Annotated in this window: 10 protein-coding genes; 4 read left to right on the forward strand and 6 right to left on the reverse strand. The window is 64.9% G+C overall.

Annotated features, from left to right (window positions below):
* Both D9R08_RS04400 and D9R08_RS04405 read right to left on the reverse strand, forming a co-directional pair.
* Positions 1–354 (reverse strand): SH3 domain-containing protein, encoded by a 354-nt coding sequence (locus D9R08_RS04400; RefSeq protein ID WP_121896736.1) that lies wholly within the window; start codon positions 352–354, stop codon positions 1–3.
* A gap of 98 nt (positions 355–452) precedes the next feature.
* Positions 453–3455, reverse strand: coding sequence for a valine--tRNA ligase (locus tag D9R08_RS04405; protein WP_121896737.1), 3003 nt, complete (start codon positions 3453–3455; stop codon positions 453–455).
* 153 nt (positions 3456–3608) lie between these two features.
* On the opposite strand from D9R08_RS04405, the gene D9R08_RS04410 reads away from it, so the two are divergent.
* The gene (locus tag D9R08_RS04410) at positions 3609–5909 is read left to right on the forward strand and encodes a xanthine dehydrogenase family protein molybdopterin-binding subunit (protein WP_121896738.1); all 2301 of its coding nucleotides are present in this window, start codon (positions 3609–3611) and stop codon (positions 5907–5909) included.
* Positions 5896–6963 (forward strand): DUF2235 domain-containing protein, encoded by a 1068-nt coding sequence (locus D9R08_RS04415; RefSeq protein ID WP_233557221.1) that lies wholly within the window; start codon positions 5896–5898, stop codon positions 6961–6963. The genes D9R08_RS04410 and D9R08_RS04415 overlap by 14 nt, the downstream gene beginning before the upstream one ends.
* A 77-nt stretch (positions 6964–7040) precedes the next feature.
* On the opposite strand, the gene hrpB is transcribed toward D9R08_RS04415, so the two are convergent.
* A complete protein-coding gene (gene hrpB / locus D9R08_RS04420) occupies positions 7041–9452 on the reverse strand; it encodes an ATP-dependent helicase HrpB (RefSeq protein ID WP_121896740.1) in 2412 nt (803 codons plus the stop codon).
* A gap of 202 nt (positions 9453–9654) precedes the next feature.
* Between hrpB and meaB the strand changes: the two genes are divergently transcribed.
* Both meaB and radC read left to right on the forward strand, forming a co-directional pair.
* A complete protein-coding gene (gene meaB, locus D9R08_RS04425) occupies positions 9655–10647 on the forward strand; it encodes a methylmalonyl Co-A mutase-associated GTPase MeaB (protein WP_233557223.1) in 993 nt (330 codons plus the stop codon).
* A 137-nt stretch (positions 10648–10784) separates the two neighbouring features.
* A complete protein-coding gene (gene radC, locus D9R08_RS04430) occupies positions 10785–11669 on the forward strand; it encodes a RadC family protein (protein WP_233557225.1) in 885 nt (294 codons plus the stop codon).
* Positions 11670–11684: 15 nt separating this feature from the next.
* Here the strand turns inward: radC and D9R08_RS04435 are convergent, their stop codons facing one another.
* The 3 genes from D9R08_RS04435 to rpoD form a co-directional block, all read right to left on the reverse strand.
* Entirely contained in the window at positions 11685–11969 is a 285-nt protein-coding gene (locus D9R08_RS04435; RefSeq protein WP_121896741.1) for an HlyU family transcriptional regulator, read from the reverse strand.
* 4 nt (positions 11970–11973) lie between these two features.
* Complete coding sequence (locus D9R08_RS04440; RefSeq protein ID WP_121896742.1) at positions 11974–12339, reverse strand: YigZ family protein; 366 nt, start codon at positions 12337–12339, stop codon at positions 11974–11976.
* 659 nt (positions 12340–12998) lie between these two features.
* A complete protein-coding gene (gene rpoD / locus D9R08_RS04445; protein ID WP_121896743.1) occupies positions 12999–14990 on the reverse strand; it encodes an RNA polymerase sigma factor RpoD in 1992 nt (663 codons plus the stop codon).
* Between the last annotated feature and the right edge of the window lie 4 nt (positions 14991–14994).

Consider the following 14994-nt stretch of genomic DNA (forward strand, 5'->3'; position numbering starts at 1 on the left):
TCAGTTGCCATCTTCCGTCAGGTACCGGGCATTGACCCAACCGATCTGGCGGCCGTTCCAGCCGACCAGACACCACCGCGACTGGCCGGCGCCCCACGCGGATTGCTGCGCCTCGCTCAGCGCGAAGAACTGCTCCCGCGTTATGGTGGGGACACAGACCACCTGAACCAGCGCGCGGGCTTCATGGGGCAGTGTCTCCAGCACCTGATAGCCGATACCGGGGCCGGCGCGCGCGTTCAGAACATCGTTTGCGGAGACACCGCTGACCCGCCACCCGTCGGGCCCGTCGGCCTCCGCAACCACGGGGGAGGCGAGGGTCGATATAGCGGCCAGAGCCAGAAAAAAGCGTGTCAACGGGGAAATCCTCGGCTGGTCCTTGTGATCAACGATGCCGGGGCCCAAGCGGAGGGCGCAATGGCGGACATCCACGGTCCCGTCTCGCGCCGCGCCACTCAGCCGATCTCCTCAAGCCGGGCCAGCGCGTCCCTGATTTTGCCCTCTTCCTCTTCGCGCGCGGCAAGATTGTTGCGGGTTTCCTCGACCACCTCCGCCGGGGCGCTTTCGGCGAATTTCGGGTTGCCGAGGCGTCCGCGCAACCCGCCCAACTCCTTGGCCAGCTTGCCAAGGAGCTTTTCCAGCCGGGCCTTTTCTTCTTCCACGTCGATGATATCGGCAATCGGCAGGCCGAAGACACCGCCCTCCACCGCGACGGTCACCGCCCCCTTGGGCAGGGCGTCGACAACGGTCAGGCTGTCGACCCGGGCAATCCGCTGGATGATCGCGGCGTTCCGATCCCATGCGGCCTGCCCCCCGGCATCCAGTTCCGCCTGCAGCAGTGGGACTTTCATCCCGGCGGGCACATGCATCTGCGCCCGGACCGAACGGATTTCGTCGATCAATCCGATGACCCATGTGATTTCGGCGTCGGCCTCCGCATCGACCAGCTCTTCGCCATAAGCGGGCCAGTCGGCATGGATCAGCATCTTGTCGCGCGTGGCGATCTGGCCCCAAAGCTCTTCGGTGATGAACGGCATGACCGGATGCAGAAGGATCAGGCACTGGTCGATGACCCAGGCCATGGTGGCGCGGGTTTCGGCAATCACGGTGTCATCGCCACTGGCGAACAGCGGCTTGGCGAATTCCAGATACCAGTCGCAGACCTTGCCCCATGTGGTGGCGTAAAGCCCGCCCGCCGCATCGTTGAAGCGATAGGCCGCCAGCGCCTCGTCATGGGCGACGCGGGCGCGCGCGATCTCTCCCACGATCCATTTGTTGACCGTCTGCGTCACCGCGCCGGGGTCGAAACCGGCGACCGGTTTGCAGTCGTTCATTTCTGCGAACCGTGCGGCGTTCCAGAGCTTGGTGCCGAAATTGCGGTAGCCAGCCACGCGCTCATCCGAAAGCTTCACATCGCGCCCCATGGCGGCCATGGAGGCCATGGTGAACCGCAGCGCATCGGCTCCGTATTTGTCGATCAGGTCCAGCGGATCGAGGACGTTGCCGATTGATTTCGACATTTTCCGTCCCTTCTCGTCCCGGACGAGCGCGTGGACATAGACATCCCGGAACGGGACTTCGCCCACCACCGCAAGCTGCATCATCATCATCCGGGCGACCCAGAAGAAGATGATGTCGAAACCCGAGATAAGGACGGAGGTCGGAAAATAGCGCTCCAGTTCAGGGGTTTGCTCCGGCCAGCCAAGCGTGCCGATGGGCCAGAGACCCGACGAGAACCAGGTGTCCAGCACGTCAGGGTCGCGCCAGACCGGGTAGAGGAGCCTGGTGGGATCCTGATCCACCGTATAGGTCGCAAGGCTTTCCGCCAGCATCTGTGCGGCGGCGGAGCGATCCGGGGCCTCCACAACCCGTGCATGGTTCAGCGGTGCCGGAAGGGCGGCAATCACATCGCCGAACTGGCCCGTGACGCCATCGAAATCCATGGCGGCGTGGTGCCGTTCAGTGCCTTTGAGCAGCGTCTGCGCGTCTAGCAGGCGAAACATCTCGACCTGATCAAGCGCATTGTCGCCTTCGTCATCTACGAAACCACCGGCGCCAAGATCGAAGCCATACCAGACCGGGATCTGATGCCCCCACCACAATTGCCGCGAGATGGTCCAGGGCTGGATGTTTTCCAGCCAGTTGAAATAGACCTTCCGGTGCTGCTCGGGCATGATATTCGTGCGCCCGTCCCGGACCGCCTCCAGCGCCGGTTCGACGATTTTCGCAGTGTCCACGAACCACTGGTCGGTCAGGAACGGCTCCACCGAAACCTTGGAGCGGTCGCCATGGGGAACCATGTGCCGGTCCGCATCGATCCCGTCTAGCCAGCCGTTGTCTTCGGCCCAGGTGACAATAGCATCCCGCGCCTCGTAGCGGTCGGCCCCGTCCAGCCGTTCAATGGCCGCGGCGATCATGTCCTCTGGGCAGCCCTCGGCGAAATCCCCATTGCCGCGCAGCGCCATCGAGGCCCTTGTGTCCATCACGTTGATCACGCGCAGGCCGGTGCGTTGGCCCACATCCCAGTCGTTGAAATCATGGGCTGGGGTGATCTTCACCGCGCCGGTGCCCTTTTCGGGGTCCGCGTAGCTGTCGGCCACGATGGGCACACGCCGCCCGGTGATCGGCAGGATCACGTGTTTGCCGACCAGATGCGCGTAGCGCCGGTCGTCGGGATGAACCGCGACGCCGGTATCGCCAAGCATGGTCTCGGGGCGCGTGGTGGCGACGGTCAGATAATCGCGTGTTTCGGTGTCCGTGACATTGCCGTCCTCGTCGAACTCGATCGGGTGCTCGTAAGTTTCGCCATCCTCCAGCGGATAGCGGAGCCGCCACATATACCCGTCCTTCTCGATCTGTTCGACTTCCAGATCGGAAATCGCCGTCTCGAAATGCGGATCCCAGTTCACCAGCCGCTTGCCGCGATAGATGTAGCCCTTGTTGTACATCTCCACGAAAACGCGGATCACCGCGTCGTGGAAATTGCCCTCCTGGCCCTCGGGGGCATTGGGCGCGCCCGACATGGTGAAGGCGTTGCGCGACCAGTCGCAGGACGCGCCCAGACGCTTGAGCTGAGTGATGATGGTGTCACCGCTTTCGGTCTTCCATTCCCAGACCTTTTTCAGGAAGTCCTCACGACCCATATCGCGGCGGCTTGCGTTGCCCTCAGTCGCCAGTTTGCGCTCGACCACCATTTGCGTGGCGATGCCTGCATGGTCCTGCCCCGGTTGCCAGAGCGTGTCGAAGCCGCGCATCCGGTGCCAGCGGGTCAGGATATCCTGCAATGTGTTGTTGAAGGCGTGGCCCACATGCAGCGAGCCGGTCACGTTCGGCGGCGGGATCATGATGCAGAAGGTTTCATCCCGCGACGCATTGGCGCCTGCCTTGAAACAGCCCTTCCGTTCCCAGTCCTCGTAGATCCGCGCCTCGGCCCGGCTCGCGTCGAAGGTCTTTTCCATCGCCCTTTACCCTTGGGGTTTTTGTCCGTCGGAGGACCATCTAACGAACGGCGCGGGAAAGGCCAAGCCTCGATGGAGACGCAGGCCCTCTGGACACTGGCGCACGGGTCGCTAATCTCAAGGCCGAAGCAGAATGCTGCGAGGACACACCCCATGACGAAATTCGGAACCAGCCAGCCGGTCACCCGGTTGGAGGACACCCGCCTGCTGACCGGCCACGGGCGGTATATCGACGATGTGGCCCCGAAGGATGCGCTGTTCGGCCATGTGCTGCGCAGCCCCGTCGCGCATGGAGAGATCACGGCCCTCGATCTGACCGGGGCGCGGGACGCTCCGGGCGTGCATCTGGTGCTGAGCGCCGCCGATCTGTCGGAGGCCGGCCTGGCAAACGCGATGAAGTTCTCGACGGTGAAAAACCGGGATGGCTCGGATGGCGCGGCCCCGGTGCGGCCCATTCTGGCCGAGGGTCGGGTGCGGTTCGTCGGCGAGCCCGTCGCCTTCATCGTGGCCGACAGCGTGGCCGCGGCGAAAGATGCCGCCGAACTGATCGTGTTCGATTTCGAGGAGCTGGAGCCGCATATGGAGCTTCGCCCCGGCGGCCCCGAGCTGCATCCCGAAGCGCCCGACAACATGGCCTATGACTGGGCGCTTGGCGACGAGGATGCGACGGAGGCGGCGCTGGCGGCATCGGCGCATCGCGTCCGGTTCGAGATCGAGGACAACCGGATCATCGTGAACTCGCTCGAGCCGCGCGGCTGTTATGCGGAGACGGATGGCGACAGGCTGCATCTGGCGGTGAACGGGCAGGGTGTCTGGGGCACCAAGGCGGCGCTGGCCAAATGGTTCGGGCTAGAGGCCGGTAACGTGCGCGTGACCACGCCGGATGTGGGCGGCGGGTTTGGCATGAAGGGCATGGATTACCCCGAAAGCTTCATGGTCGCCCATGCCGCGCGCGTACTGGGGCGCCCGGTGCGCTGGATGTCCGAACGGACCGAGGCGATGCTGAGCGACAATGCCGGCCGGGATCTGGTTTGCGTGGCCGAGCTTGGCTTCGATGCCGATTACAGGATGACGGCCTACCGGATGACCTCGCTGTCGAACCTGGGCGCCTATAACTCCCAGTTCGCGCAGCCGATCCAGAGCCAGCTGTTTTCCCGCGTACTGACCGGGGTTTACGATGTTCAGGACGTGTTTATGAACAATCGGGGCGTTTACACCAACACGACCCAGGTGGATGCCTATCGCGGCGCCGGCCGTCCGGAGGCGATCTACACGCTGGAGCGCGCGATGGATTATGCCGCCCGCGAGCTAGGGGTCGATCCGCTGGAACTGCGCCGCAAAAGCTTCATTCAGCCGGATCAGTTCCCCTACAAGACCGCCGTGGGCGAGCTTTACGACGTGGGGGAGTTCGACCGCCTGCTGAAGCGGGCCGAGCGGGAAGCGGATGTGGCCGGGTTTGCCGCGCGCAAATCCGCCGCGGAACGCGCCGGCAGGCTGCGCGGCCTCGGGATCTGCTATTACATCGAAAGCATTCTGGGCGATCCGAGCGAGACCGCCAGGATCGAGCTGACACAGTCGGGCGCGCGGGTCTATGTGGGCACCCAATCCAACGGGCAGGGCCACGAAACCGTCTATGCCCAGTTCGTGCATGACCAGACCGGCCTGCCGATCGAGGCGATCGAGATCGTGCAGGGCGACAGCGACCTCATCGCCCATGGCGGCGGCACCGGCGGCAGCCGGTCGGTCACCACGCAGGGCACCGCGCTGCGCGTGACGGGGCGGGCGCTGATCGCGGGGCTGGTGCCCTTCGTCGAGGCCATGCTGGACGCAAATGACGTGTCCTTCGATGCGGCGGAGGGGGTGTTCCGCACGCCGGGTTCGAACACGGTCGTCACCCTTCTGGAAGCGGCGGAAGCGGCGCGAGCCGATGGCCAGGCGGCGCTTTGCGTGGCGGAGGAGACCGGCAAGCTCCCCGGCCGTTCCTATCCGAACGGATGCCATATCGCCGAGGTGGAGATCGACCGCGACACCGGCGTGACAGAGGTCGTGCGCTACACGGTCGTCGACGATTTCGGAAACCTGATGAACCCGATGCTGGCCGAAGGGCAGGTCCATGGCGGCGTGGCGCAGGGGATCGGTCAGGCGATCACCGAACATGTGGTCTATGACGAAACCGGCCAGCTGCTGACCGCGACCTTCATGGATTACGGGATGCCGCGCGCCGATAACATGCCCTTCGTGGCATTTCATGCGGAGCCTGTGCCCTCCACCGCCAACGAGCTTGGCATGAAAGGCTGCGGGGAGGCGGGAACCGTCGGGGCGCTGGCCGCCGTTGCCAACGCGGTTCAGGATGCGCTCTGGCCCCTCGGCATCCGGCGCGTGGACATGCCGTTCACACCGGCGCGTGTCTGGGCGATGCTGCAAGAAGGGGAAAGGGGCATTGCTGCGGAATAGCCGCCTCTGGACCCGATGGAAGGGCTTTCGAAACGCGCCGCCGCCGATCCGGCTGGCCCATGTGCCCGCGCCCCGCTGCCATGTGGTGCTGCTCGATGGCACGATGTCGAGCCTCAGGCGCGGATGGGAGACCAATATCGGGCTGACCTACCGGCTGCTTTCCGAACTGGGCCCGTCCTCGAATGTGACGCTCTATTACGAACCGGGGATCCAGTGGCGCGGCTATCGTCGCGCGGTGGAGGTACTGGCGGGCGTCGGCATCGATCGGCAGATCAAGCGCGCTTATCTCTTTCTGGCCCGCAACTATCGCCCCGGTGACCGGATCGTTCTGATGGGGTTTTCCCGCGGGGCCTATGCCGTGCGGTCGCTTGCCGGACTGATCGACAGGATGGGCCTGTTGCGCGCCGCACAGGTGGAGGAGGAGACGCTCGCCCGGGTCTATGAGCATTACCGGTCCGACCCGGACGGGCCCCGCGCTGCGGCGCTCCGGGCGGCGCTGTGCCACCCGCAGGTTCCGATCGCGTTTCTGGGGGTCTACGATACGGTGCGCGCGCTTGGGTTGAGATGGCCGCTGGTCTGGCGATTCATGCGACAGGCTCACCCGTACCATTCCGATGCGCTCGGTCCCTCGACCCTGCAGGCGCGCCACGCGCTGGCGATGGATGAAACCCGTGATGTCTATGCGCCGGTTCTGTGGACTGTTCCCGAGGCGCGCGCAGGGCAGGTTCAACAGATGTGGTTCCGGGGCGCCCATGGCGATATCGGCGGGCAACTGGGCGGCTGGCGGGCCGCGCGGCCGCTGGCAAACATCCCGCTGGTCTGGATGCTGGGGGAGGCCGAGGCCGCAGGCCTGCCACTGCCGGAACATTGGCGGATGCGGTACATCACCGATGTGTCGGCGCCGTCGGTCGGGACGACATCGGGGTGGGGCAAGATGTTCCTGTCCCGGCACCGCCGGGTGATCGGGCACGATCCGTCCGAGCGGATACACCCGACCGCACGCGCCGCGGCGGTGGCGGCGGGCCGGGTGCTGCCCCCGGTGGGCGTAACCTGACAGTATCCGTGGGCATGTCGCTTGGCCTGCACCGCGGCATCGCATATGCGAAGGTGCGTGAGAAAGACCGGGGCGGGTCACTTTCTCCGGCTGGCGCGCAATGTGGGGTCGGCATGGCGGGGATCTTCGGGCCATGGATGCTTGGGGTAACGGGCGCGCATCTCCTTTCGAACCTCCGCGTAGGAGCCGTCCCAGAAACCCGGCAGATCCGTCGTGATCTGGATCGGACGGTTCGCGGGCGACAGAAGGGTTAGCTTGAGCGGAAGCCGGTCGGGACCGATCCGGGGATGTTCGGTGGTGCCGAACACCTCCTGCAGGCGCAGCGCGATCTCCGGCGTCCCTGTGCTGTAATCGATCGGCGCGGCCCGGCCGAGCGGCGTTTTCCAGGCCATCGGTGCAAGCTCCTCAAGCCGTTGCCGACGCTCCCATCCAAGATCGGCCTTCAGCGCCTCGGCCACATTGAAACGGCTGAGATCCCCGGCGGATTTCAGGCCCGACAGATAGGGCGCGGCCCATCGGTCCAGACTGTCCAGAAGCGCCGCCTCAGACATGTCGGCCAGCCCCGCAAACCCGATGCGCGCCCGCAGGAGCGTTGCCTCCTTGCTCCAGTTCAGCGCGCCCAGACCCAGGTCGCGGATGCCCGCGACAAGCGCCTTGGCCACCGCCTCCGCCGGGGCGTCGGGCCAGATCCGGTCATCCAGGATCAGAGCGCCGAGGCGCTCCTGCCTGCGGGCCATGACCCGGCGATCGCGGCGTGACCAGTCACAGGTTTCACGCCAGGCAATCCGGTCCGCGTGGAGCCTGCGAAGGGCGCTTTCGGCGATCGGGATTGCCTGCCGAATGCGGGCCTCCCTCGGGTCGCCGTCCAGATCGGTCACAACCAGAAGCCGCTGACCCGCGAGAGGATCGCCATCGGGCAACATCGCGCCCTTGCCGCCCGACAGCAGGTAGCGCGGCGCATCGCCCGTGCGGCGGAGTGCGATACGGTCCGGATAGGCCAGCGACGCCTGCTCCGCCGGGTCCAGGGCCGGACCGGATTCGAAGCGCGACAGGCGTTTGGCTTCGGTTCTGATCCGTGCCAGCGCCGCCCGGTCGGCATTGGGGCGCGCATCGCTCTGCAATGCGCGGAGGCGAAGCGCGAGATCGCTGCCCTCTCCGCGCAGCGGATCGCGTTCCGACAGAAGGGCCGCGAGCATGGCGGCGCCGTTTCCGCCGAGGGTAAGCATATGGCCAAGACGCGGGTGAAGCGGGAGCTTGGCCAGCGCCCTGCCATGTGTGGTGATGCGGTGATCCGCATCAAGCGCGCCAAGTGCGGTCAGAAGCGCCCGCGCCTCGGCCAGCGCCCCGTCGGGCGGCGGGGTCAGAAAGGCGAGGTTTTCGGCGTTGCCCCATTCGGCGAGATCGAGCGCGAGACCGGTCAGATCGGCGGCCTCGATCTCGGCGGGCGGGAAGGCGGGCAAGGCGCCTTCCGCACCTCTGGTCCAGTTGCGATAGCAGTGACCGGGTGCGGTGCGCCCCGCGCGGCCCCGGCGCTGATCGGCCTCGGCACGGGAAACCATCTCCGTCACCAGACGCGACATGCCCGACGCGGCATCGAAGCGCGCCCGGCGCGCCCGCCCGCCATCCACCACCACGGTGATATCGGCCAGCGTGAGCGAGGTTTCCGCGATGGCCGTGGCCAGAACCAGCTTGCGCCCGTGGCTTGCCGGGCGGATCGCGGCGCGCTGGTCGGTCAGGTTCATCGCGCCGTAAAGTGTATGCAGCGTGACATCGGCAGGCAGATGGGGGGTGACAAGCCCCGCGACGCGGCGGATCTCGCCCTCGCCGGGAAGAAAGGCCAGAAGACCGCCCCGGGTTTCGCCAAGGGCGCGGCGGATCAGATCGGCCATGGTCGTCTCGAACCGCTCCCTCCGTGCGGGTGGCCTGTCGCGCCAGATCGTTTCGACCGGATAGGCCTGCCCGGCAGAGGAAATCAGCGGTGCATTGTCGAGAAGCTGCGCGACGGGTGCGGCGTCGAGCGTCGCGGACATGACCAGGATCAGCAGATCTTCGCGGAGCGCCTGACGCACCTCCCAGGCAAGTGCTAGGCCCAGATCTGCATTGAGCGAGCGTTCGTGGAACTCGTCGAAGATGACGGTGCCGATGTCGGGCAGATCGGGCGCGTCTTGCAGCATCCGGGTGAGGATCCCCTCGGTGACGACCTCGATCCTCGTAGCGCGGCTGACCGCGTTCTCGCCGCGTATCCGGTAGCCGATGGTCTGGCCGACCGGCTCGCCAAGGGTCTGAGCCATGCGTTCGGCGGCGGCCCGCGCGGCAAGCCGGCGCGGCTCCAGCATCAGGATCCGTCCCTTCGACACACCGGCTCGAAGCAGGGCGAGCGGCACGCCGGTGGTTTTGCCTGCGCCCGGCGGCGCTTGCAATACCGCGCGCCCCTCTGTCTCCAGAGCGTCAATAAGCTCTGGCAGGATGTCCTCGATCGGGAGCTGCATGGTCTAGGTCTGTCTGCTTGTCCGCACCCGACCATAAAGGAAGGTCGGATCGGTCGACGTCAACACCCCGTCTGCCGCCCGGGGGGGAGGCTCGCGGCCCACGGCGCGCGCCTGTGCCACGCCCGCACTGGACAGACCCCGACCGGAGCGGGCAAGAAGCAGGACGCATAGTCGAAACCAGGATCGGGAAGATAGATCTCCGATGACGCAAGCAGACCCCCTGAACGCTGATCTGGCCGCCCGTGTGCTGGCCGGGGAGCGTCGTGCACTTGCCCGCGCGGTGACGCTGGTTGAAAGCACGCGGGCCGATCATCGCGCCGAGGCGGCGGCGCTGCTGGAAACGCTGAGAGGCCATGGGCGGCAGGCTCTGCGGATCGGCCTTTCCGGCACGCCGGGGGTGGGCAAATCCACCTTTATCGAGGCCTTCGGGATGATGCTCGTGGCCCGCGGCCTGTCGGTCGCGGTGCTGGCGGTGGATCCAAGCTCAACCCGCTCGGGCGGCTCGATCCTGGGGGACAAGACGCGGATGGAACGGCTCAGCCGGGAGCCGTCCGCCTTCATCCGGCCCTCGCCCTCCCTGTCCCATCTGGGCGGTGTGTCGCGCCGCACGCGGGAGGCGGTGGCGCTGTGCGAGGCGGCGGGGTTCGACGTGGTGCTGATCGAAACAGTGGGCGTGGGCCAATCCGAGACGATGGTGGCTGAGATGTGCGACATCTTCGTTCTGTTGCTGGCCCCGGCCGGCGGCGATGAGTTGCAGGGCGTCAAGCGCGGGATCATGGAGATCGCCGACCTGATTCTGGTCAACAAGGCCGATGGGGAGTTGAAATCGGCCGCCACGCGCACCTGCGCGGATTACGCCGGTGCGCTGAGACTGATGCGCAAGCGGGCGCAGGACCCGGAGGGCTTCCCCAAGGCGCTGACTGTTTCGGCGCTTCAGGACGATGGGTTGGACCGCGCATGGGAGGAAATGCAGGCGCTGGCGGATTGGCGAAAGGCGAAAGGTCACTGGCAGGACCGCCGGGCCGAGCAGGCGGCGCACTGGTTCGAGGAGGAGGTGCGCGGCGGGCTTCTGGCGCGGCTTCGGACCGACCGGGAGGTGAAGCGCAGAATGGCCGAAACGGGCGCGCGCGTGGCCGACGGAGAGATCAGCGCCGACGCGGCGGCCCGGGAAATGCTGACTTGGCTCAAGGGATAGTCCCTCAGGGTCGCCATGACATGCATCGGGCTTAATCCTGCGTTAACTAAATTTGGGAATTCTGCCCCCGGGTCGAGCAACGGCCCGGTGCTGGCCGCGTGGCCGGCTGCTGAGACGCGGTGACGGTAGGGGATCAGATGGCAAATCAGGAAACGGGCCGGTCGCTATCCGGCATGCGCGGCGGATTTTCCGAAGAGGCGTTGCGCGGCCTCAGCGATCTGGAAGCGCGCATTCCGCCCGCGGATGCGATGACCAGTGCGGCCTTCACCCGCCCGTTCCGGAAGACCGAGCGGTTGTCGCAGAACGCCGCGGCGGGGGGCGGGCTACTGATCGACAAGAAGGGCGGCGTGCGGCCGCATTACTGGGGCCATCGCGAACGGCTCAGAACCCGGTTTCTGTCCGGTGGCCACAAGGCCATGCCCGACTACGAACTGCTGGAGCTCCTGCTGTTCAATGCGATCCCCAAGATCGACGTGAAGCCGCTGGCCAAGCGGCTTCTGGAAAGCTTCGGCGATCTCAACGGCGTGGTTGCGGCCAGTGAACACAGGCTGCTTCAGGTCGCGGGCGCGACGCCGAAAGTGTATCTGCAACTGCGCATCGTCGAGGCATTTGCCCACCGGATGGCGCAGGCCCGTGTCCTGCATCGGGAGGTCGTCTCGTCCTGGGATGCTCTGGTCAGCTATTGCCGGACCACAATGGCGCATCGCGAAACGGAGCAGTTCCGCGTGCTGTTTCTGGATCGCAAGAACGTGCTGATCGCCGATGAGGAACAGGCCAGGGGAACGGTCGATCACGTGCCCGTCTACCCGCGCGAGGTTGCGAAACGGGCGCTGGAACTGTCGGCCTCGGCGATCATTCTGGTCCATAATCACCCGTCCGGCGACCCGACGCCAAGCCCGCAGGATATCGACATGACACAACGCATCGCGGATGCCTGCGGCGCGATCGACGTGTCGATCCATGATCATGTGATCATCGGCAAGGATGCGGAAGTGTCGTTCCGGACGCAGGGGTTGTTCTAGGCTATCCCGCGGGGTCTAGGGGCCGAAGATCGCGTCACCCTGTTCCTTGATCATCTGCCTGGCCTTGGCGATGGAGATGGCCGTCGCTTCGTCCAGAGAGGCGACCAGATCGGCCCGGATCATCTGGTGCGTCTTCACCTCGCCATCGATCTCCTTCTCGATCCGCGCCGCGATGCGGTGACCGCCCGCCTCTTTCACCGGCGCGGGGAAGATCCGGAACCCATCATGCTCGATCGGGTCGGGCTGCGGAGCCGCCGCACCGGTTTTGTTGCCGCCGAAGAGCTTGGAGAAGATCGACATGAGGTTAATCCTGTTGGTCCATCCGGTCGAGGTAATGTGTAACGCAATCCTGCACCCGGCGGAACCTGTCGCCGCCCAGATGGGTGCCACCGAACCAGCGGGTGACGATGATGACATGGTTGTGCAGCTTCGCCCGTTCGAGCATCCGCACGATCACCATGCCTGCGCCGGCCTCTCCGTCATCGTTCTTGACGGGACCATCGGGGGTGAGCAGCGCCCAGGTGTTGTGGGTGGCACGCGCGAATTTCTTCTGGCGTTTGAGGGCTTTGAGAAGGGCAAGCGCCTCGGCCTTGCAGTGCGCAGGTCCGCCGGAAACGGCATATTTGGAGCCGCGGTCGGTGAGGATGGCGTCGAAGGTGGTGAGGGTCATGGCAGCCGAGGTAGCCCAAAATCGGCCCGAACAACAGCGCCAAGCCGGGCAAGCGCCTGCCCGTGGGGTGGCGCCGCAAGGGTTGAGCGGGGCACTTTATGGTGGCCAAGTCATTGCGCGGATTGATCGGTGCGCCCGGCTTTCCAAGCGCCAGCCCGCCGAGACGGGCAGGCGCTCGCCCGGCGGGCAATGGCCTTGATCTGGAGAAGGCGCCGATGGATGATCATGGGGACCCGCCACTCCGTATTTGATTGAACGATACGATGCTTACAGTAACGCGAGACTCTGGAGCTAATGTCAAAATTCTGAAGAAGCTCGAACGCGAAGGGCTAAGTCAGGTTCACGACGTTTTTCTTGAGAACGGCCGAGAGAACCGAAAAGTGCCGCGGAAAGTCGCACCGATTGCTGTGTGGGGTCATTTTTGATGGGACGAAGCTGCTTGGGCACCTGACGAAAACCACTATGAACGAGTTCGAGCGATCATAGGACTAGCGAACGCCGCGGATGCCATTCACTTGGAGGCACACCTGCGGAACGGTCACGACGTCTTTGTCACAGAAGACAACGACTTCCTGTCGAAGCGGGCAAAACTAGAGTCGGAGTTTTCATGCAAGATCAGAACGCCGCGGGAACTTAAATCCGAGCTTCATAAGTAACCGTCACTGATCCAGGAAACTCCGCAGCTTCCGGCTCCGGCTCGGGTGCTTCAGCTTCCTGAGCGCTTTCGCCTCGATCTGACGGATCCGCTCGCGGGTCACGCTGAACTGCTGGCCGACCTCTTCCAGCGTGTGGTCGGTGTTCATGCCGATGCCGAAGCGCATGCGCAGTACCCGCTCCTCACGCGGCGTCAAAGACGCTAGCACCCGCGTTGTCGTCTCTTTCAGGTTCTCCTGAATGGCGCTGTCGAGCGGCAGGACGGCGTTCTTGTCCTCGATGAAATCGCCAAGCTGGCTGTCTTCCTCGTCGCCGATCGGCGTTTCGAGGGAGATCGGCTCCTTGGCGATCTTCATCACCTTGCGGACCTTTTCCAGCGGCATCTGCAGCTTTTCGGCCAGTTCTTCCGGCGTCGGTTCGCGGCCGATTTCGTGGAGCATCTGGCGGCCCGTGCGGACCAGCTTGTTGATCGTCTCGATCATGTGCACCGGGATGCGGATCGTGCGCGCCTGATCGGCGATGGACCGCGTGATCGCCTGTCGGATCCACCAGGTCGCATAGGTGGAGAACTTGTAGCCGCGCCGATACTCAAACTTGTCGACGGCCTTCATCAGGCCGATATTGCCCTCCTGGATCAGGTCCAGGAACTGCAGGCCCCGATTGGTGTATTTCTTGGCAATCGAGATCACCAGACGCAGGTTCGCCTCGACCATTTCCTTCTTGGCCTGACGCGCCTCTTTCTCGCCCTTCTGGACCTGGTTCACGATCCGGCGGAACTCATTGATATCAAGGCCCACATAGGTGCCGACCTGCGCCATGTCGGCCCGCAGCTCCTCAACCTTGTCCCGGCTCCGTTCCATCAGCGCCTGCCAGCCACGTCCGGAATTCTCGGCCATGCGGTCCACCCATGTCGGGTCCAGCTCGTATCCGCGATACGCCTCGATGAACTCACGGCGGTTGATCCGGGCCTGATCGGCCAGTTTCACCATGCCGCTGTCGATCGACATGATCCGGCGGTTGATCCCGTAAAGCTGGTCGATCAGCGCCTCGATCCGGTTGTTGTGCAGATGCAGCTCGTTCACCAGTTCCACGATCTCGGAACGCAGCTTCTGATAGGCCTTCTCTTCCTTGGAGGAGAAGCTGCTGTCCTCGTTCAGCGTGGCCGAGATCCGCAGATCCTGCATCTCGCTCAGCTTGACGTAGTCGCGCGCGATCAGATCGAGGGTTTCCAGAACGCGCGGCTTCAGCGCGGCCTCCATCGCGGCGAGGCTCATATTGGCCTGATCGTCCTCGTCCTCGTCGTCTTCGCTGGCGATAGGGTTGCCATCGGCGTCCAGCTCGGGCTGGGCATCGCCCTCCTTCTTGGCGGGGGCGGCGTTGTCGTTGGACACGGGCGACGCAACGACCGGCTCATCGTCATCGCCTTCCAGCGTGCGACCGAAAGTGGCGTCCAGGTCGATGACATCGCGCAGCAGGATGTCCTCGTCCAGCAGTTCGTCGCGCCAGATCGTGATCGCCTGGAAGGTCAGCGGGCTTTCGCACAGGCCGGCAATCATCGTGTTGCGCCCGGCCTCGATACGCTTGGCGATCGCGATCTCGCCTTCACGGCTCAGCAGCTCGACACTGCCCATCTCGCGCAGATACATGCGCACCGGGTCATCGGTGCGGTCGAGCTTCTCGGTTTCGGTTGCGGAAACGGCCACCTCGCGGGAGGACGAGGTTTCAACAAGATCGGTGCCTTGCTTGGTGTCGTCGCCGTCTTCGGCTTCGTCATCCTCGATGATGTTGATGCCCATCTCCGAGAGCATCGACATCACGTCCTCGATCTGCTCGGAACTCACCTGTTCCGGCGGCAGGACCGTGTTGAGCTGATCATAGGTGATATAGCCTCGCGTCCGGGCCTCGGCGATCATCTTCTTGACGGCGGCCTGGCTCATATCCAGGCTGATATCGGCCTCTTCGCCGTCCTGTTTGCGATCGTCGGTGTCTTTGGCCATGCGC

The sequence above is a fragment of the Rhodophyticola porphyridii genome, assembly GCF_003688285.1.
In the GTDB taxonomy this organism is placed as follows: domain Bacteria; phylum Pseudomonadota; class Alphaproteobacteria; order Rhodobacterales; family Rhodobacteraceae; genus Rhodophyticola; species Rhodophyticola porphyridii.